This window comes from Vibrio sp. Vb1729 (assembly GCF_033338655.1).
Taxonomy (GTDB): domain Bacteria; phylum Pseudomonadota; class Gammaproteobacteria; order Enterobacterales; family Vibrionaceae; genus Vibrio; species Vibrio alginolyticus.
The window spans coordinates 246,684-265,815 of the sequence record NZ_JAWOTB010000047.1 but is presented as its reverse complement, the minus strand read 5'-3'; the positions used below and the strand labels follow the sequence as shown (position 1 = coordinate 265,815).

The 19,132-nt window shown below is 44.2% G+C and carries 16 protein-coding genes and 3 pseudogenes; 14 read left to right on the top strand and 5 right to left on the bottom strand.

Going from position 1 to position 19,132, the window contains the following annotated elements; translation table 11 throughout:
• The 5 genes from R7E29_RS19380 to map all read left to right on the top strand — a co-directional run.
• Positions 1 to 1,037 (top strand): S-type pyocin domain-containing protein (locus tag R7E29_RS19380; protein ID WP_318082921.1); only part of this gene is annotated, 1,037 nt, incomplete at its 5' end.
• Positions 1,038 to 1,039: 2 nt separating this feature from the next.
• Positions 1,040 to 1,294 carry a bacteriocin immunity protein gene (locus R7E29_RS19375; RefSeq protein WP_169644329.1) on the top strand — a complete coding sequence of 85 codons (255 nt, stop codon included), beginning with the start codon at positions 1,040 to 1,042 and terminating at the stop codon, positions 1,292 to 1,294.
• Positions 1,295 to 1,385: 91 nt separating this feature from the next.
• Entirely contained in the window at positions 1,386 to 1,652 is a 267-nt protein-coding gene (locus R7E29_RS19370; protein WP_318082919.1) for a hypothetical protein, read from the top strand.
• Between the two features lie 244 nt (positions 1,653 to 1,896).
• Positions 1,897 to 2,121, top strand: coding sequence for a ParD-like family protein (locus R7E29_RS19365; protein ID WP_047101829.1), 225 nt, complete (start codon positions 1,897 to 1,899; stop codon positions 2,119 to 2,121).
• A complete protein-coding gene (gene map, locus R7E29_RS19360; protein ID WP_169644328.1) occupies positions 2,114 to 2,899 on the top strand; it encodes a type I methionyl aminopeptidase in 786 nt (261 codons plus the stop codon). The genes R7E29_RS19365 and map overlap by 8 nt, the downstream gene beginning before the upstream one ends.
• A gap of 1,091 nt (positions 2,900 to 3,990) precedes the next feature.
• On the opposite strand, the gene R7E29_RS19355 is transcribed toward map, so the two are convergent.
• A complete protein-coding gene (locus tag R7E29_RS19355; RefSeq protein ID WP_064377016.1) occupies positions 3,991 to 5,052 on the bottom strand; it encodes a LacI family DNA-binding transcriptional regulator in 1,062 nt (353 codons plus the stop codon).
• Positions 5,053 to 5,283: 231 nt separating this feature from the next.
• On the opposite strand from R7E29_RS19355, the gene R7E29_RS19350 reads away from it, so the two are divergent.
• The 7 genes and pseudogenes from R7E29_RS19350 to R7E29_RS23095 all read left to right on the top strand — a co-directional run.
• The gene (locus R7E29_RS19350; protein WP_169644327.1) at positions 5,284 to 7,386 is read left to right on the top strand and encodes an alpha-galactosidase; all 2,103 of its coding nucleotides are present in this window, start codon (positions 5,284 to 5,286) and stop codon (positions 7,384 to 7,386) included.
• Positions 7,387 to 7,516: 130 nt separating this feature from the next.
• A complete protein-coding gene (locus tag R7E29_RS19345) occupies positions 7,517 to 9,238 on the top strand; it encodes a solute:sodium symporter family transporter (protein WP_140367273.1) in 1,722 nt (573 codons plus the stop codon).
• A gap of 129 nt (positions 9,239 to 9,367) precedes the next feature.
• Positions 9,368 to 10,378, top strand: a complete 1,011-nt coding sequence (galE, locus tag R7E29_RS19340; RefSeq protein ID WP_169644325.1) for a UDP-glucose 4-epimerase GalE — start codon at positions 9,368 to 9,370, stop codon at positions 10,376 to 10,378.
• An 83-nt stretch (positions 10,379 to 10,461) separates the two neighbouring features.
• Positions 10,462 to 11,514 (top strand): UDP-glucose--hexose-1-phosphate uridylyltransferase, encoded by a 1,053-nt coding sequence (locus tag R7E29_RS19335; protein ID WP_140367271.1) that lies wholly within the window; start codon positions 10,462 to 10,464, stop codon positions 11,512 to 11,514.
• A 112-nt stretch (positions 11,515 to 11,626) separates the two neighbouring features.
• Positions 11,627 to 12,787, top strand: a complete 1,161-nt coding sequence (galK, locus tag R7E29_RS19330; protein WP_169644324.1) for a galactokinase — start codon at positions 11,627 to 11,629, stop codon at positions 12,785 to 12,787.
• A 185-nt stretch (positions 12,788 to 12,972) separates the two neighbouring features.
• Positions 12,973 to 13,155 (top strand): annotated as a pseudogene (locus tag R7E29_RS23100) (IS256 family transposase); the annotation flags it as partial.
• A 72-nt stretch (positions 13,156 to 13,227) separates the two neighbouring features.
• Positions 13,228 to 13,583, top strand: a pseudogene (locus R7E29_RS23095) (transposase); the annotation flags it as partial.
• Between the two features lie 35 nt (positions 13,584 to 13,618).
• Here the strand turns inward: R7E29_RS23095 and R7E29_RS19320 are convergent.
• A pseudogene (locus R7E29_RS19320) lies at positions 13,619 to 14,806 on the bottom strand (tyrosine-type recombinase/integrase).
• Between the two features lie 170 nt (positions 14,807 to 14,976).
• Positions 14,977 to 15,843, bottom strand: coding sequence for a YicC/YloC family endoribonuclease (locus R7E29_RS19315; protein ID WP_005384776.1), 867 nt, complete (start codon positions 15,841 to 15,843; stop codon positions 14,977 to 14,979).
• A gap of 184 nt (positions 15,844 to 16,027) precedes the next feature.
• On the opposite strand from R7E29_RS19315, the gene rph reads away from it, so the two are divergent.
• Both rph and pyrE read left to right on the top strand, forming a co-directional pair.
• Complete coding sequence (gene rph, locus R7E29_RS19310) at positions 16,028 to 16,744, top strand: ribonuclease PH (protein WP_031780917.1); 717 nt, start codon at positions 16,028 to 16,030, stop codon at positions 16,742 to 16,744.
• 104 nt (positions 16,745 to 16,848) lie between these two features.
• Positions 16,849 to 17,490 (top strand): orotate phosphoribosyltransferase, encoded by a 642-nt coding sequence (gene pyrE / locus R7E29_RS19305; protein WP_033905947.1) that lies wholly within the window; start codon positions 16,849 to 16,851, stop codon positions 17,488 to 17,490.
• 84 nt (positions 17,491 to 17,574) lie between these two features.
• Here the strand turns inward: pyrE and R7E29_RS19300 are convergent, their stop codons facing one another.
• Both R7E29_RS19300 and slmA read right to left on the bottom strand, forming a co-directional pair.
• The gene (locus R7E29_RS19300; protein ID WP_169644323.1) at positions 17,575 to 18,525 is read right to left on the bottom strand and encodes a Kdo(2)-lipid IV(A) acyltransferase; all 951 of its coding nucleotides are present in this window, start codon (positions 18,523 to 18,525) and stop codon (positions 17,575 to 17,577) included.
• 6 nt (positions 18,526 to 18,531) lie between these two features.
• Positions 18,532 to 19,122: a nucleoid occlusion factor SlmA gene (gene slmA, locus R7E29_RS19295; protein ID WP_005379386.1), complete on the bottom strand. Its 591-nt coding sequence runs from the start codon at positions 19,120 to 19,122 to the stop codon at positions 18,532 to 18,534.
• Between the last annotated feature and the right edge of the window lie 10 nt (positions 19,123 to 19,132).

Genomic DNA, 19,132 nt, shown 5'->3' with positions numbered 1-19,132 from the left:
TCATACCCGCCATTCAAGCGACACAAGCACAAATGGCTATGGGCAGTTCCGCAGCTGTCGCCGGTTCCCCAGAGCAAATGCAGCAAACCCAAACCGCAGCGATGCAGTTAGATAAACTGGCCGGCACATTGAAAGACAAAATCGTCGAGGGCTACCGCTGGCAGGTCGAAGGTATTGGCGCTTTGTTTGCCATGCAGCAAAGCTTATTTGGCGATAACACCCAATACACAGACCAAGATTTACGCCAAGTAACCACGGTGCAAAGCCGCGTTCGTGTCCACATTACCGAGCCCCAAGATGGTGAGTTTTATCCGCACGTACAGGGCTATCATGTAGATGACACACGAATCCCCATCAAATATGTGAAACAAGGGAACAATGGTCAGTTGTCCGTTGCGATTGAAGAGAACGGAGCAACCATATATTGGACTCCAGAAGAAAACGGTGAAGCAAGTTGGCAAACTACCCCCGATCATAGTGATGGGTTTGAAAAAGACGATATACTGGTCACGCCAATCCACTCGGATAGCGATGCGAACGTCACCGTTACGCCTGCGCCTGAAGAGAAAGACTGGCGTGATGCGATCTTGGTATTCCCTGAAAGCTCAGGCATTGCTCCGCTCTATGTGGTTTACAAAGAAAGCCCGAGAGATAAGCCCGGAGTCGTTACTGGTAAGGGCGAAGATATCTTGGGTATCTGGTTAGCTGATGCGGGTAAAGATTTAGGAGCTCCAATACCGTCTCAAATTGCTGATAAGCTAAGAGGAAGTGAGTTCAGTAGCTTTGACGATTTTAGAAGAGTCTTCTGGGGCGAGATTGCCAATGATCCTACTCTATCAAGTCAATTTATACCTGCGAACCTTAAACGGATGATGGATGGCAAAGCTCCTCGAGCAAGGTTTAAGGATACCGTTGGAGGAAGACGTTCTTTCGAACTACACCATGTTGAAGAAATACAACATGGTGGTTCTGTATACGATGTTGACAATTTAAGAGTAAACACCCCCCGTAACCATATTGATATACACAAGAGTTAACGATGGAATTAAAAGACACACTGAGTGCTTATACTGAAGCTGATTTCATAAACTTACTAGATGAGATAATTGAATCAAAGGGCAGCGATGATTATCAAGATAAGTTGCTTGAACACTTCATATTAATTACGGAGCATCCGGCGGGTTCAGACTTAATTTACTACCCAGAGAACCCGGGTGAGGATACGCCTGAAGGGATAGTCAAAATAGTGAAAGATTGGCGTGCTAGTCAGGGACTTCCTTGCTTCAAAGAGTAAAAGCTAAAAGGCGTCACGATGACGCCTTTTCTCATTCCCATTCCTCAACCTGCTCTAAAAACCGCTCAAAATCCTCTTGTGTCAGAACCTTATGGCTGCTCTCGGTGAACTCAATATTTTGTCCATTGCGATTGAAGATAACGTACCAACCATCAATTGGACGCCAGAAAAAACGGTGAAGGAAGTTGGCAAACTCCCGATTCAAGTCAATTTATACCTGCTAACCTTAAACGGACGATGGGTGGCAAAGCTCCTCGAACAAGGTTTAAGGATACCGCTGGGGGAAGACGTTCTTTCTAAATGCACCATGTTGAATAAATACAACATGGTGGTTCTGTGTACGATGTTGACAACTTAAGAGCCCCCGTAATACAACATGAGGATTAACAACGAATAGCATTAGAAGAATGGATTACTTTTAGTAAGGCAAAACCCAATTAACAGGATATGAATGAGTATTTACTCTGTCTTATAATGGGGCAAAAGCTAGTCAATGGATACATATCAACTCCATCATGAGATCCTATAATCTCCAACAGATTTGACACTACAATCCCTAAAAAATACAATACGTATATGTTTCGTATATCAAGCGTATATTTATGGGTATTGTTAAAATTTCAGAAGAACTGCATGAAGAACTTCGTAAAGCAAGCTCGGTCATGTCACGTTCAATAAACTCACAAGCAGAGTTTTGGATCAAAATGGGCATGTTGGCTGAGCTACATCCTCAACTTTCATTCAATCAAATCATGGCGAATCTGATGCAATCCGCGAATGTTTCCGCTACAAACATCTCAACAACTGAAGAACATTGTGATGCATAGTCAAGTAATGATTAAGTCTGAAGAAGATATTTCGTTAATGCGAGAATCCGGCAAGTTACTTGCGCAGGTTTTTAAGATGCTCGACGAATACGTCCAACCTGGCATCTCTACGATGGATATTAATAATAAAGTTGAACAGTATATTGTTAATGAACTCAATGCTCGACCTGCAAGTAAAGGACAATACGATTATCAATATGTACTAAATTCATCGATTAATGAAGTTGTGTGCCACGGAGTTCCTAAAGAGACTGAGATTTTAAAAAGTGGCGATATTATCAACCTAGACATTACTCTAGAAAAGAATGGATTTATTGCCGATTCAAGTAAAATGTATGTAATGCCTTCAGCATCACCGCTTGCTATTCAACTGGTAAAAACAACCTATAACGCTATGTGGGAAGGTATTAAGCAAGTAAAACCTGGGGTAAAACTTGGTGACATTGGTCATGCGATACAGCGACATGCAGAATCCCATGGATACAGTATCGTAAGGGAATATTGTGGACATGGAATAGGTCGTGAAATGCATGAAGAACCACAGGTACTTCATTACGGTCAGCCAAATAGTGGACTCACATTAAAAGAGGGCATGATTTTTACTATCGAACCAATGGTGAATCAGGGTACTGCTAAGATAAAAACCAAAAAAGATGGTTGGACGGTGGTCACTAGAGACAAAAAACTCTCAGCTCAATCTGAACATACAGTACTTGTCACCAGTACAGGATATGAGGTTCTCACGTTAAGAGAAGAAGAAAAGCTGCAAACGATGTGATAATAGACAGAGAAGCTTTCGACAAAACAGGCGCAATTCATAAGAAATATTAATTCAATCTAGGCGCACTCCAACAAACTATAACTATGCCTCAAAATCGTTTTGGGGCAGAAATGTGTTAATGATTTTACTAATTTAGTGAAAGGTGAATTACCTGAGGTGTGGAAAATCTTAACTCCAAAAACGTAAGATCTACCTCTACTGTTTCGCTACTTCAATTGATACACGCCTAACTACTTAAGTAAGTCTCTGATAAAATTGTCTCAACCTTTCAGTTTCATAACTTCTAAATCAATTGTAGATAGATCAATCAACCTTTTCAAAAAACTGGTTATGACTAGTACATAAAGTGGTAAATGTCGTAGTAATTACTGGATTTCCTTCCTTTAGCACTGAATAAACGTCAATACTGTCTATCTGCGTGTATTTGAGGTAGTCATCTGTGAATTTTCTACTTCGACGTACAAAGACATGAGCTGACTATTTTAAATTGCTCAAGTGCCTATTAATTCAACATGTCAAAATCAAGATTTAAGCAAACCAGTTCGAACCTTTTGGGGAAGGTTTTCTTAATCAAAGTAAGGGTAAAAAACTGGTTGTAACTCATGGTTTGACCCTGCTACCACTGATTTATAATTTACTGGGTGTCAATAGGGAGCTTAGTGGATTTTGAGCTGTATGTAGTGAAAGTTAGACGTACGGCTCTCAGGAGGGAGATCTGATAACAGGTGTTGCTTATCCGACAAAATCAACTTGTTATAGTAGTATGATTAATTTCTCAATAAATGTAGATGAGATCAAATGAAGCTCTGTTCACATTCGATGAGTCAATCAGTATCACTAAATTAACCCATTAGAATGAATCCAGTTGCTAGCCTTGCAAGATAGGAACGTTGGCACTTACCATTTGAGTAAATTGAAAAAGAGTAAGTCTACGATAATGATACAATCGAGGTACTGTATAAGGTTGGTAGCAAGCTGTCCAAGAGGGCGCGCTTCCACTCTAGTGGCTCGGTCCGCTCTCTGTACGTTTGTCCGAGCTTTTTCTCAACATAAAAACACTGCTAGGTGGTTCTTCATAAAAATTTTATCTACGGCAGTAGGCGACGAATATTTTCAAGACAAGCGAGAACCTCTTGTTTGTCATATAAAGAATCTGCTTTTTCACTTGTACTTTGTCTGATGACTAAATTGACAGGCAGCACCTCAGAGATTGTTCCCTCTGGTTTTTCCATTTGGCTGAGCATTAATTTAACGGCTTTACGGCCCAATTGGTCGAAGTCTTGTTTGATCGTGGTTAAAGGTGGTGAAAAATATTGACTGTCCTGAATACCATCAAATCCAATGACAGAAACCGTCTTTGGCACATTGATGCCTGCTTCTGACAGAGCGCATAAAACACCGAGTGCCATTTGATCATTGGCGACTAATACCGCATCAAAGTCTATACCTTTTAGCACAAGGTCTTTAATCGCTTTGTGGCCACTAGCTGCTTGCCAATCACCTTCATAACAAGCAACTTCTTTGGCTCCATGTTTTTGGAGTTGTGTTTGCCACGCGTCGTAACGAATTTTAGAGGCGGTCGATTCAGATGGGCCAGAAATACACACGAAGGAATCGCGTTTTTGTTCAATCAAATGTAATACCGCCAAGTTCGCTCCTGTATGATGATCACACCTAACATGATTGACAGGGGTCCCTTCAGGAACATCAATGAATACTAATGTTAGTTGGCTGAACTGCTCAATCAGACACTGTGCTATGTCTTGATTTACGGGGGCATTGATAATAATAGCATCGACTTGTTGTGCAATAAGCTCTCGAATCGCATCGCGAAATTCATCAATAGAGTTGTTTGCTAACACGGTTAACGCTGTCCCGTAGCCCATCTCATGCGCTTGGTTGCGAATTCCGTTGGCAATCAGAGCCACACCGTGCAGAGAGATATCCAAGGAAACAATGCCGATGATCCGAGACTTAGCTCGGCTCAGCATTTGTGCACCTTTGTTTGGTACATAGCCAAGCTTTTTTATCGCATCGTTGACTCGTTTTCGCGTTGCTTCCGCGACGTTATCTGCGCCATTGGTTACGCGGGATACGGTTTGAGTTGAGACCCCAGCTAACCGCGCAACATCTTTAAACGTGACTGCCATTGCATTCTCCTATCCAGATTTTCGATTCATTCTACCAGGTTCATTCAAATGTTCTCGTGATTGATGTCGTAAAAACATGAGTAAATGTTTTCGGAAACACAAGATCGACTACACAAAAAACACCCTATTAAAATGATCTTAATCACACTAATTAGGCTTTTTTGTCGCAATGGAACTGAATAAGCGCATCATTACTTATAGATTAAATGTTTGCGAAAACAGAGAAGCAGTATGCAAAAGTTTGTTCACTTAAAATCTAAGAATCACAGCATGATCATTAAAGTAGATCGTGTTCCTGAAATCCTTCATTGGGGAGCGAAAATTGCTCAGATTGACCCTGATTTAATCCTCTCGACCGAGCGTCCTATCTCTCAGGCTCGCCTTGATGTCGACGTGCCGTTATCACTATGTCCAGAGCTTGGTAGTGGTCACTTTAATGCGCCTGGTATTGAAGGACACCGAAATGGCGATGATTGGGCGCCCGTGTTCATAACCAAATCTATCGAGCAAAATGATGGTAGTGCAACATTTATACTTCAAGACGACATCGCTGGGCTTGAGTTGGTCATTGAGCTGCACCTTGACTTCAATAGCGACGTGGTGCAAAAACGCATCTCAATAAAGAACATCGCGTCAAGCGAGTATTGTTTAGATAAGCTTTCGTCCACTTTACCGTTGCCTAATCATGCCAACGAACTAATGACATTTCACGGACGTTGGTGTCATGAATTTCAAACTCAACGTTTGCGCTTTGAACATGGTGGCTTTATGCAAGAAAACCGCCGTGGCCGAACCTCTCATGAAAATTTCCCTGGTCTGTTCGCTGGCACGAATGGCTTTAGCGAGCAGTTGGGTCACGTATGGGGCTTTCACCTTGGTTGGAGTGGTAATCATCAACTGCGCGCTGATGTTCGTAGTGATGGTCGCCGCTTTGTTCAAGCCGGCGAGTTGTTACTCTCTGGCGAAAAGCGTTTAAAAAGTGGTGAGACATACCAATCCCCGTGGCTTTATGCAACATACAGCAACTCGGGTTTGAACGGTATTTCACAACGATTCCATGAGTTTGTTCGCGCCAATATTATCCAGTTTCCAAGTGGTAACCCCCGCCCGGTTCACTTAAACACATGGGAAGGTATCTATTTTGATCACAACCCTGAGTACATCATGCAGATGGCAACCGAAGCCGCTGAGATGGGGGTCGAGCGCTTCATTATTGATGATGGTTGGTTCATTGGTCGTGATGGTGAACGTGCCGCGCTTGGTGACTGGTATTTGGATGAAACGAAGTACCCAAATGGTCTTGAACCAGTGATTGAGCACGTAAACAACAAAGGTATGGAATTTGGTCTTTGGGTTGAACCCGAGATGGTCAGCCAAGACTCAAACCTATATCGCCAACACCCCGATTGGGTATTGAGTCTACAAGGCTACCACCAGCCTTCAGGTCGTTGGCAATACGTGTTGGATTTGCAAAACAAAGATTGCTTCAACTACCTGTTTGATCGTTTGAATGATTTACTGACTCGATACAACATTGGGTACCTAAAGTGGGACATGAACCGTGAGCTGGTGCAGCCAGGTCATCAAGGTAAGCCAGCTGTACATGGTCAAACGAAAGCGCTTTATCGTCTGTTAGATGAACTTTATGCGGCACACCCTGAAGTCGAGATTGAGTCTTGCTCTTCAGGTGGTGGTCGTATTGATTTTGAAATCCTTAAACGCACCCATCGCTTCTGGGCTTCTGATTGTAATGATGCGCTCGAACGCCAAGCTATTCAACGTGGTATGAGCTATTTCTTTCCGCCTGAAGTAATGGGTGCACACATTGGCCCTGCGGAATGTCATTCAACTAATCGCCGTCATGCCATCAATATGCGTGGAGTGACGGCGTTAAGTGGTCACATGGGCGTTGAACTCGATCCAGTAAAAGAAAGCGCTGAAGAAAAACAAGCCTTCGCCCATTATATTCAATTGCACAAACAGTATCGCGATTTGCTTCACTCTGGACGTGCTTTCCGTATTGACCCCGCAGATCATAGCCAGAACATCTATGGTGTTGAAAACGGGAAAGAAATGCTGATCACGGTCTGCCAACTGGCCATGCCAAATTACGCGCTACCATCTCCACTTCGGGTGAGTTGCGCAGATGAAAAAGCCAGTTACGAAATCAAGATTGTGGAAATGCCACAGACCAGCTTTCAATTGATGAAACAGCGTCCGAAATGGCTAGACAAAACTCTGACGCTAAGTGGTGATAACTTAAAAGAAATTGGGGTGACGCTTCCAATCCTCGATCCCGAATCAGCGCTTATTGTTCACCTCAAAAAACGTTAAATCTCTATCTGCCTCCTCTGGCGACCAGTTTCAACTTACGTTGTTCCTGATAAAACACTCCTATACTCGCTAGAGGGGCACCCTACAACCAACAAGCAAGTTGAATTGCTTAACTTGTTAAGGAAACAAAATGTCTATTACAGTATTACTTTCGTTTTTGCTGTTTACGGGCTTTGTTGTGGTGTTCACTTACAGCAAAGTTAAAAATGATAAACACACCTCTCAAGATGGTTTCTTCCTTGGAGGACGAAGTTTGACGGGCGGACTGATTGCCAGCTCGCTAATTCTTACCAATTTGAGTGCAACCAGTTTTGTCGGTATGAGTGCTCAAGCCTACACCCACAATATGAGTGTAATGGGGTGGGAAGTTGCCTCTGGCGTTACTCTGGTTGTCATTGCGCTGCTGCTTGTACCGCGTTACCTCAAGCAAGGTATCACCACCATTCCAGATTTCTTAGAAAGCCGTTATGACATGTCGGTGAAGAAGTTCGTTACTTTGTTGTTCTTGTGTCAATACGTCATCAACATTCTTCCTACTACTCTTTACGCTGGCGCAGTGGTACTAGGCGAAATCTTCGATGTACAAGGTTTATTGGGTATTTCCGAATTTAGCTCCATCGCACTGATCTCTGCCACGATAGGTTTGTTAGGTTTCTTTTACGCTATTTATGGTGGTCTAAAAGCTGTCGTTATTGCTGATACCTTCAATGGTGTAGGACTGATTCTTGGTGGCCTAATGATTCCTGTATTTGGCCTGATGGCATTAGGCGGCGGTAACTTTATAGAAGGTTTGGACGTGTTGCTCACTGCCGCACCAGAGAAGCTGCAATCCGTAGGTAAAGAAACGGATCCACTGCCATTTTCTACTCTGTTCACGGGCCTATTATTGGTGAACTTGTATTATTGGGGCACCGACCAATCCATCATTCAGCGTGCGCTTGGCGCAAAGAACCTGAAAGAAGGTCAAAAGGGTGTCATTCTCGCAGGTGCAATTAAGGTTATCTCTCCATTATTCCTCATCATTCCCGGCATCATTGCCTTCCACATGTTTGGCTCTGATGCAGGTAATCCCGACACAATGTATACGCGCTTAGTGAACGAAGTGTTACCCAAGCCTCTTGTTGGCTTCTTTGTTGCGGTTATGTTTGGTGCCATATTAAGTACGTTTAATGGTGTGCTAAACAGTTCTACGACACTATTTGCATTGAACGTTTATAAGCCATTATTTGGTAAAGATAAATCCGATGAAGAGTTAGTCGGTAAGGGGCGCCTATTTGGAGTCATCATTGCCATTATCTCTGTTTGCATTGCACCGTTTATCCTATATGCACCAGAAGGTTTATTCCAATACTTACAAATGGTTGCTGGCTTTTTCAGTGTGCCTATCTTCACCATCGTGTTCGTTGGTTACATTTCAAAACGTGTACCAGCTATTGCAGCCAAAGTTGCACTAACGATATTTGTGAGCTCCTATGCTGCGATGCAATTAATCTTTGACACCCCAATCCACTTCTTACATCAATTAGCGATTTTATTTGTAGTTTGTACTTTATTGATGTTTGCGATTGGTCATTTTATGCCACGTGATACGGATTATGTGATGCCAGTGAATGAAAGCATCGACGTGACGCCATGGTCTTTCCGCTTTGAAGCGTCCGCGGTCATTCTCTATATGGTGTTAGGAGCGTATGTGATGTTTTCGGACGTAGGTTTTGTTTCAAGCGACCCAACGGTCATGCAAGTGTATGGTTTTTGCGGTGTTATCTTAATGCTTGGTGTGACCTTTAACTATTTATTGAAACGTAGGAAAAGCAAACAGGTAACCAAGCTTAATGATATGTACATGCCGTAATCAAACCACACTAATTATTTAATCATTAAAAACGGACAGCAAGTAGATAGATCGGTATGCCCGAATATTGCGCATGACGCAGGTATACCTGATCTAGAGATTTTTACGTTGAAAGGTGGAAAAGTATTTATGTCAGTTCTTGTCACAGGCGGAATGGGGTATATCGGTAGTCACACATGTGTGCAGATGATCAAAGCTGGTATGGAACCAATCATCGTAGACAACCTATGTAATTCCAAAATAGAGGTATTAAATCGTATAGAGGCACTAACAGGGCAGCAACCAGCTTTCTATCAAGGCGACATTCGAGATGAAGCCTTTTTAGACTCAGTATTTAATCAACATGATATTCAAGCTGTGATTCATTTTGCTGGTCTAAAAGCCGTTGGCGAATCCGTTTTAAAACCATTGGAGTATTACGATAACAACGTTAATGGTTCATTAGTGTTGGTGCGCAGTATGCGCAAAGCGGGTGTAAAAAGTATTGTATTTAGCTCATCTGCAACGGTTTATGGTGATCCTAAGGTTGTGCCTATTACGGAAGAGTCACCAACAGGTGCAACCACTAACCCCTATGGTCGCAGTAAATACATGGTGGAAGAGTGTTTGAGTGACCTGTTTCAAGCTGAACAGGATTGGAGTGTGACTTTGTTACGTTACTTCAACCCCGTTGGTGCACACCCATCGGGCACCATGGGCGAAGACCCTGAGGGGATCCCAAACAACTTGATGCCGTTCATCGCTCAAGTCGCAGTTGGTCGCCGCGAAAAACTGTCGGTATTCGGTAGTGATTACTCCACATCAGATGGTACTGGTGTGCGTGACTACATCCACGTGATGGATTTGGCTGACGGTCATATCGCTGCCCTGAAATCGGTCGGCGAAAAAGCCGGTTTGCATGTGTACAACTTAGGCACGGGCAAAGGTTCGAGCGTACTTGAAATGGTCGAAGCGTTCTCAACGGCATGTGGTCATCCAATCCCTTACGAGATTTGTCCTCGGCGCCCTGGAGATATTGCAGAATGTTGGGCCAGTACTACAAAAGCACAAAGAGAGCTCGGTTGGAAAGCGACTCGCAGCATTGCTGAAATGACGGCAGATACGTGGAATTGGCAATCGAGTAATCCTGACGGGTATTAATGTACTCGAAACTTCTTATAAAAAAATTGATGAGTTTGGTGTGTGCCAAATCGAAGACAGACTAAAAAAGATGAGCAAGTAATATGTCAAATATTGAATTCAATCCAATAGATCATCCACATCGCCGTTACAACCCATTAACTGGGCAATGGGTTTTGGTATCTCCACATCGAGCTAAACGTCCTTGGAGTGGGGCTGATGAGAAACCAGAGATTGACGAACAACCAAGTTACGATGAGAAGTGCTTCCTTTGTCCAACTAATGCGCGTATTTCTGGGGATGTAAACCCAGATTACCAAGGTACATACGTATTCCAAAATGACTTCGCAGCGTTGATGGTGGACTCGCCGGATGCACCTAAGTCAGATAATCCGCTATTCAAATCTCAGGGTGTGCGTGGTTTGAGCCGCGTCATCTGTTTCTCGCCTGATCACAGCAAAACCTTACCGGAATTGCCAGTTGATAAAATTCGCGGCGTGATTGATACATGGAATGATCAAATCGAAGAGTTAGGCAAAGACTACATTTGGGTTCAAGCATTCGAAAATAAAGGCGAAACCATGGGTTGTTCTCAGCCTCACCCGCACGGCCAAATCTGGGCGAACAGCTTCTTGCCAAACGAAATTGAGCGCAAAGAGCGCAACTTAAAAGCGTATTACCAAGAACATGGCAGCAACTTGCTGGTGGACTACGTGCAAGCTGAACTCAAAGACGGTTCACGTACAGTGGTTGAAACTGAATATTGGATTGCTGTTGTACCGTACTGGGCTGCATGGCCGTTCGAAACCATGCTTCTTCCAAAAGTACACATACGCCGCATGAGTGAGCTAACTGATGAGCAACGTGATGACCTTGCCGTTGCTATCAAAAAGCTGACGAGTCGTTACGACAATTTATTCCAATGTTCTTTCCCTTACTCGATGGGTTGGCACTATGCGCCATTCTTTGAAGAAGGCACCGATATCGACCATTGGCAATTACATGCGCTGTTCTACCCACCACTACTTCGTAGTGCCACGGTTCGCAAGTTCATGGTGGGATATGAAATGCTCGCAGAAAGTCAACGAGACCTAACCGCGGAACAGGCTGCACAACGTTTACGCGACTTAAGTGATGTGCATTATAAAGAGTCATAAACTCTCGAGAACTATTGATAACGAACAAAATGGGGAGTGCCACCTTGCGATGAAACATGAGGCTCAAAGTACTTCCCCAACACCAAATTTATATCTTAAGAGAAAGCCACCTATGTCTGATTTAATCCAAAATGTTGAAAACTCTTTTGAAGAATTGCTGGGCTATGCACCGAGCCATATTATTCAAGCTCCTGGCCGTGTAAACCTCATTGGTGAGCATACTGACTACAACGATGGTTTTGTGCTGCCATGTGCAATCAATTACCAAACGATAGTCGCTGCGGCGAAACGTGAAGACACCCTAGTACGCGTGGTATCCGTGGATTATGGCAATGCAATTGATGAGTTCGATATCAGTCAAGAGATTGTCTTCCAATCTAACCAAATGTGGGCGAACTATATTCGCGGGGTGGTGAAAAGTCTTCTTTCTCGCGGTTACCAATTTACTGGAGCGGATATTGCGGTTAGTGGTAACGTTCCGCAAGGAGCAGGTTTAAGCTCATCGGCTGCATTGGAAGTGGTGATAGGGCAAACATTTAAAGTACTGTTTAATCTAGAAATCAGCCAAACAGAAATAGCCCTAAATGGTCAGCAAGCAGAGAATGAGTTCGTTGGTTGTAACTGCGGTATCATGGACCAAATGATTTCGGCAGAAGGTCGTGAAAATCACGCAATGTTATTGGATTGCCGTAGTTTAGAAACTGAAGCGGTACCGATGCCAGAGGACATAGCGGTTGTAATAATCAACTCGAACAAAAAACGTGGCTTGGTAGACAGCGAATACAACACGCGTCGTAAGCAATGTGAAGAAGCGGCACGCACGTTTGGTGTGGCAGCGTTACGTGATGTTACTATTGAGCAGTTTGATGAAAAAGTGTCTGAGCTGGATTACATGGTCGCGAAGCGAGCTCGCCACGTGATCACAGAAAATGACCGCACCATTAAAGCAGCGCAAGCACTTCGTGCGCATGACATAAAGCGTATGGGCGAACTTATGGCGGAGTCACATGCGTCAATGCGTGATGACTTTGAAATCACAGTTAAAGAAATCGATACTTTAGTTGAAATTGTGAAAGATACGATTGGTGACCAAGGTGGTGTGCGAATGACTGGCGGTGGTTTTGGTGGCTGTGTTGTTGCTCTGGTTCCTATGCATTTAGTTGAGCGTCTAAAACTCGCCGTTAAAAATAAATACGAGTCCGCAACTGGCCTTAAGGAAGATATATACGTCTGTAGAGCAACCGATGGAGCTGGAATCCTTAAAGGAAAATAAGCTACGGAGCTGCTCATCTTACTTGTGCTTGCTATGCCAGCATATGGAATATGCTGGCATAGCAGAGAAGGAGATGAGTCAAGCAACGGAAACTTGGCGTAGTTGACTTTTAATTAGTCGGAGACTGTCCTGATTTCTGTGTAATTGTTTAAGCTTAAGCCTTGAAAAGGCTAAGGATAAACAACATGGATAAGAAAGCACTTGAAGCTTTTTCTCGTAAAGCTGCCAAATCAATCAAGACAGAGTCCGATCTTGATGATAACTTTGGCTACGAAAAGCACGCTACTAAACTCAGCCCAAACTCCCGTAATGGCTACTCATCTAAGTCGATTCTCACTGATGATGGCCAGGTTCCTATTGATGTGCTGTGCGACCGAGATGCGAACTTTGAACCCAAGTTGGTTCGTAAGTACCAGACTCGATTCCAGCCCAAGACCAAGACCGAATATGAAGCCTTGTTAGCGCTAGAAATGTTCTCTGATAAATAGGACGTCAAATACCCTCAAATCAACAGTTCCTGGACAGCCCACTGGGATAACCTCAATACCTTGTTTAATTACCCTGAGGACATCAGGAGAGCGATCTACACGACCAACGCTATCGAGTCATTGAACTGTGTGATTAGAAAAGCCATAAAAAACGTAAGCTGTTCCCAACGGATGAATCGGCAAGGAAAGTGATCTTCTTAGCGATCCAGGATGCTTCCAAGAAGTGGACGATGCCCATCAGAAACTGGTTACAAGCCCTGAATCGCTTTATGATTATGTTCGAAGATAGACTGACAGATTATATGTAACCACGGCAGTTACACAGAATTATTTACAGGCTCGTTTAAAGATCTGCAAATTCAGAAATGTGCAGGGCTAGCATATTTAACGCCTCTCTCCGCTCTTCGAAATAATCATGTCGGTCATAAATCCCTTCAACACCTTTTAACTTGTGATTCAAGCACCTTTCGGCCACATGGCCGGGGGGGCCTTGTTGTGCCAATAAAGTGCGGCATATCCCCCATAAGATTCGGCGGCTGTTTCTTTTTACCTGGTTCATGCCCGAATAGTTTGGTAATCGCACGATTAAGCGTATCTGGCCCCATATGTGGATTTTTACTGGATCGGCGACTAGGGAATACATACTCAGAGCCTAAGCTTCTCACTTTCAGTTCTTCAAGCCACTCTAATACTGTTGTCGCTAAAGGGATAGTAAGAGCGACATTGGTTTTGCTGCGTTCTTTTGGGAGTTCCCACACTGCTTTTTCTAAATCAAACTCTTCCCATCTGGCTTCGCACAGCTCGGATTTACGCACACCTAAGCACACTAGTAAGGCGCATGCTAAATAGTTGTCACGGGTAAAGCTCATCGGGTTTTGTTTAGCGGTATTAAAAAACTGCTTGAGTTCTTCGGTAGTTAAGGCTCTATCTCTGCTCTTTTCCACACCGCCAGCATCCCGAACCGTAAATGCAGAAGCAGGGTTACCTTGCATGACGTCGAGCTTCATTCCATGGTTGAACAGTTGTTTACAATAGTTAAGGGCGTCATTCGCAATTGCGGGTTTTCCAGCAGCAGTGATGGCATTAATAGTGGTACGAATATCACGAGCGTTGACTTGCTCGAGAGGGATATCGCCGATATGAGGGGCAATATCTTTTAAGAAGACACGTTTCGGAATGTTAGGGTGCTTTAAACGTTTTTCTTGGGATGGGTACCAGTCTGAAAATAAGTCGTTAACGGTTTTTATTTTTTCTTGCTCTGCGCGCTTGCGTTGTATGAGCGGATAAAACCCTTCACGGACTTGTTTCATTTTTTCGGCAGCTAGGAGTCGGGCGTCACGCAAAGATATGTCACTGACTTTGCCGAGTGTCATTTCGCGGCGCTTTTTGTTAGATGTGAAACGTAGCATCCAGCTAGGATAGCCAGAATGGGGAACAACCAAATACAAACCACTACCATCACCATAGCGCTTTGTTTTATCCCACTAGTTTTAATTAATGCTTCCACTTTCTTAACTGTTAACTGAGACATCCTAACCTAACTCCACACCCATTAAATCGGCAGAACCTTACTTTACCCACCACTTTAACCACCATTTGGTGGTGGTTAAAGGTGGTTCTCTATGGGCCTGTATGGAATCTTATTATAGTTAAGTTTTTGATACTTATTGCTTTAAATAACAATACGGAAGCGTGTGGAAATTATTCAATGTTTTGGATCTGCTCACGCATCTGTTCAATTAGAACTTTCAGTTCAACGCCCGATGCGGTGATGTCGGTGCTGATGGATTTCGACGCTAGCGTGTTCGATTCACGGTTGAACTCTTGCATCATGAAATCTAGACGACGACCCACTGCGCCACCTTTTTTCAGAATGTTCGTGGTTTCTTTTACGTGAGAATCAAGACGGTCTAGCTCTTCTGCTACGTCTGATTTCTGTGCCAGAAGGATAAGCTCTTGCTCAACGCGAGATGGGTCTAGTTCTACTTTCGCATCTTCAAATTTAGAGAACAGACGCTCACGTTGCCACTCTAGTATTTCTGGCATGCGTGCGCGCACTTTCACAACTTCTGATGTGATCGCTTCTAGGCGTTGCTCAATCAGCGCCTTCATGTTCTCGCCTTCACGAGCGCGCGCTTCAATAAATTCATCCATTGCGCCATCAAACGCTTCTAGTAGCACTTTATTTACCGCATCCATGTCTTGCTCTGGCGTTTCCATTACCCCCGGCCATTGCATGACTTGAAATGGATTGATTCGGCTCAGTTCACCAGTCATGTGCATGACTTGTTCAGCGGCTTTAATTACCTGGCTAGCAAGCGCTTCATTGATGCTAAGCTCACCTTTTGCGGCAGGGTTTGCTTCAAAACGCAGATTACATTCTACTTTGCCTCGCGCTAAGCGCTTACGAAAGCGCTCACGTAAAACGGGCTCTAATCCGCGAAATTGTTCTGGCATGCGGAAGTATGTTTCTAAATAACGCTGGTTCACGCTGCGGATTTCCCATACCGCAGAACCCCAATCGCCTTTTACTTCTTTGCGTGCATACGCTGTCATACTGTAAATCATCGAATTTTCCTGTCTTCATTTTTTGAAAATTACTTCAAGAGTGTATCACGCTGCGTCGATAGGTGCGCGGCATGTATGGATTGTTTATGTTGTGCCAGATGCGTAACCTATGAATCCGGAATCGATTCCGTTATAATCTTCGCCCAACCAAATCGTCTTCTCCTCATATTTAAGGTAGATGCCCATGCGTCCAAACGATCGCAAGGCGGATCAAGTTCGCCCTATCAAAATTACTCGTAACTACACAGCTTACGCTGAAGGGTCAGTGTTAGTTGAGTTCGGTAACACCAAAGTGTTGTGTAATGCGACCGTCGAAGAATCTGTGCCACGTTGGCTAAAAGGTCAAGGTAAAGGCTGGGTTACAGCTGAATACGGCATGCTACCTCGAGCGACACATTCTCGTACTCGTCGTGAAGCGGCAAGTGGAAAGCAAGGCGGCCGTACGATGGAAATTCAGCGTCTTATCGCGCGAAGCCTACGTGCAGTTGTCGATCTAAAAGCCATGGGTGAGTTCATGATCACCGTTGACTGTGACGTTATCCAAGCTGACGGTGGTACGCGTACTGCATCCATCAGCGGCGCAAGTGTTGCAATGGCCGATGCATTCCAACACCTAGTAGATAGCGGCAAGCTAAAAGCGAATCCAATGAAAGGCCACGTAGCGGCAGTTTCTGTCGGCTTGCTAGGCGATGAAGTATTGTGTGATCTTGAATACGTTGAAGATTCAGCGGCAGACACAGACATGAACGTCGTAATGACCGAAGAAGGCAAGATGATTGAAATTCAGGGCACCGCAGAAGGTGAACCGTTCAGTCACGAACAGCTGATGGCATTGCTCGAGTCGGCGAAAGTCGGCATTACGGAAATTGTCGCAGCGCAGAAGGCGGCGTTAGCCAATTGATTTAGATAGCTCCCATTATGGGGGCTATTTTTTTATCTCGACAATAGAGAAATGAATGATTGTCGAGAAGAGACACAAGAAACCAAGGACATAGAGAGAAAATAATGAAAGCATACCAGCGTGAATTTATTGAGTTTGCACTTGAGAAAGAAGTTCTTAAGTTTGGTGAGTTTACTTTGAAATCTGGCCGTAAAAGCCCGTACTTCTTTAACGCTGGTCTTTTCAATACTGGTCGTGACCTAGCGCGTCTTGGTCGTTTTTACGCAGCCGCGCTCGCTGATTCAGGCATTGAGTTTGATGTGCTGTTTGGCCCGGCGTACAAAGGTATCCCAATCGCGACGACAACAGCAGTCGCGCTGGCGGATCATCATGACGTCGACACGCCTTACTGCTTCAACCGTAAAGAAGCGAAAGATCACGGCGAAGGCGGTAACCTTGTAGGCTCTGCGCTTAAAGGCCGTATCATGCTAGTAGATGACGTAATCACAGCAGGTACTGCGATTCGTGAATCGATGGAAATCATTCAAGCAAATGGCGCAGACCTTGCTGGTGTGTTGGTTGCGATTGACCGCCAAGAAAAAGGCAAAGGTGAGTTGTCTGCGATCCAAGAAGTGGAGCGTGACTTTGGTTGTGCAATCATCTCAATCGTTAGCCTGACTGACCTTGTGACTTTCCTTGAAGAGAAAGGCACAGACAAAGAGCATCTAGAAGCAGTCAAAGCATACCGCGCAGAATACGGCATTTAATTGGTTACTTTTTCTGAAAAAGTAAAAAGGGCAGATGGATATTCATCTGCCCTTTTTTGTTTTTGGATTTATCGCCGTGACCACTTACTTATAGCGAATGCCTTTCTCGACATGCTCATCTTGCATGGTTTTATAGCGTTTATGGAGCCACATCCATTGCTCTGGAGCGCGTAGAATGACTTCTTCCACATACTTGTTCATATAAGCGGCAGCGGCGACTTCGTCTTTTTGTGGATAATCGGCTTCAATGCACTTATCGGCGATGATGTCGTATTTTCCTTCGTCATTGCGAAACCCTGAGCCTGGGATGATCGCACATTTTGAGGTATACGCCAGAATGCTCGTGCCTGTTGTCGTACACGCATCGTCTACGGCAAAGAAGGGCACAAATACTGATTTTTTGCGACCGTAATCGTGATCCGGTAAATAGAACAGACGCTCACCGCTGCGTAAAACACGAATCATCTTTTTTACATCTTTACGATCAATCAGTTTATTGCCGTTATGTGTCCGTCCCCAATACTGGATAAAGTTATAAGCAGGATTATTATGCGGACGAAACGCGCCGTACCCGGCCACGCCTAACACGGCGAAAGCACGCGCAGTGATCTCTAGATTAAGAGCATGGACACAACAAAGTAGGACGCCTTTACCTTCTTTGGCTTTTTCACGCAGTGCGCCGAGATCTTTCTCGACGATCAGGTTTTTAAAGCGCCAAGTCGGCCAGAACCAAGTGATTCCGGTTTCTATCAGTGCCATACCGGTATTTTTGAAGTTCTCTTCAACAATATATTGAATCTCTTCAGTTGTTTTGTCTGGAAAGGCCAATTCTAAGTTACGCTGAGCAACGTGGACACGCTTTTTACCGTAGCGCATGCCAAGTTTACCGAGTGAACGACCTAATGAAAGCAGCAGCCGATAAGGAAGAATATTGACGAGGATGGCCAACAGACCAAAACCAAGCCATACGCCCCAGTTACGAGGGTGAAGAAGTGAAAGAGAAAACTCGGGCTGCGTGTATTTGTCTTTACTCATAGTCTTTTACTTTATTTGTGCACTCAAAAGCGCCCAGTACTCGTCAAAGTTTGCAGTCGGCTGGTATTTAAAGTCGCTACGCACAAAGCGGTTTAGGCTCCCCTCAACTTGTCCCAGAATTTGCGCGGCTAGGATGCGCTCTTCGACAGGGAAAGACTTCCCTTCACGAATCTTACGTTCACGCAGGATTTGGCGCAATTGTGTTTCTATACGCTCAAAGAGTTGATTGATGCGTTCACGTAGGCGTTCATTTTCAAACATTAGAGCATGACCCGACAAAATGCGTGTCAGACCTGGGTTACGCTCAGAGAACGCCAAAATAAGGTGCATCACCATACGAATACGCTCTAGTGTATCTTTTTCGTCGTCTAGAATACGGTTGATACGTGTCATCAAGGCTTCTTCAATGAACTCAATCAACCCTTCGAACATGCGCGCTTTACTTGGGAAATGACGATACAGCGCGGCTTCTGAAACGCCGACTTGCTTGGCCAGTTTTGCCGTAGTAATGCGTGAAGCGCCATCTGTTGATTCAAGCATTTCTGCCAATGCTTGTAAGATCTCTTCACGACGGTTGGATTTTTTACTGCCGGCCATTAGTTACTTC

Bases quoted from the DNA above. Each gene is read 5' to 3' on its own strand.
- R7E29_RS19370 (WP_318082919.1), top strand. From the start codon at position 1,386: ATGGCTGCTCTCGGTGAACTCAATATTTTGTCCATTGCGATTGAAGAT.
- map (WP_169644328.1), top strand. From the start codon at position 2,114: ATGCATAGTCAAGTAATGATTAAGTCTGAAGAAGATATTTCGTTAATG.
- slmA (WP_005379386.1), bottom strand. From the start codon at position 19,122: ATGGCCGGCAGTAAAAAATCCAACCGTCGTGAAGAGATCTTACAAGCA.
- galE (WP_169644325.1), top strand. From the start codon at position 9,368: ATGTCAGTTCTTGTCACAGGCGGAATGGGGTATATCGGTAGTCACACA.
- R7E29_RS19375 (WP_169644329.1), top strand. From the start codon at position 1,040: ATGGAATTAAAAGACACACTGAGTGCTTATACTGAAGCTGATTTCATA.
- R7E29_RS19350 (WP_169644327.1), top strand. From the start codon at position 5,284: ATGCAAAAGTTTGTTCACTTAAAATCTAAGAATCACAGCATGATCATT.
- R7E29_RS19315 (WP_005384776.1), bottom strand. From the start codon at position 15,843: ATGATTTACAGTATGACAGCGTATGCACGCAAAGAAGTAAAAGGCGAT.
- R7E29_RS19335 (WP_140367271.1), top strand. From the start codon at position 10,462: ATGTCAAATATTGAATTCAATCCAATAGATCATCCACATCGCCGTTAC.
- R7E29_RS19355 (WP_064377016.1), bottom strand. From the start codon at position 5,052: ATGGCAGTCACGTTTAAAGATGTTGCGCGGTTAGCTGGGGTCTCAACT.
- R7E29_RS19300 (WP_169644323.1), bottom strand. From the start codon at position 18,525: ATGAGTAAAGACAAATACACGCAGCCCGAGTTTTCTCTTTCACTTCTT.
- R7E29_RS19345 (WP_140367273.1), top strand. From the start codon at position 7,517: ATGTCTATTACAGTATTACTTTCGTTTTTGCTGTTTACGGGCTTTGTT.
- rph (WP_031780917.1), top strand. From the start codon at position 16,028: ATGCGTCCAAACGATCGCAAGGCGGATCAAGTTCGCCCTATCAAAATT.
- R7E29_RS19365 (WP_047101829.1), top strand. From the start codon at position 1,897: ATGGGTATTGTTAAAATTTCAGAAGAACTGCATGAAGAACTTCGTAAA.
- galK (WP_169644324.1), top strand. From the start codon at position 11,627: ATGTCTGATTTAATCCAAAATGTTGAAAACTCTTTTGAAGAATTGCTG.
- pyrE (WP_033905947.1), top strand. From the start codon at position 16,849: ATGAAAGCATACCAGCGTGAATTTATTGAGTTTGCACTTGAGAAAGAA.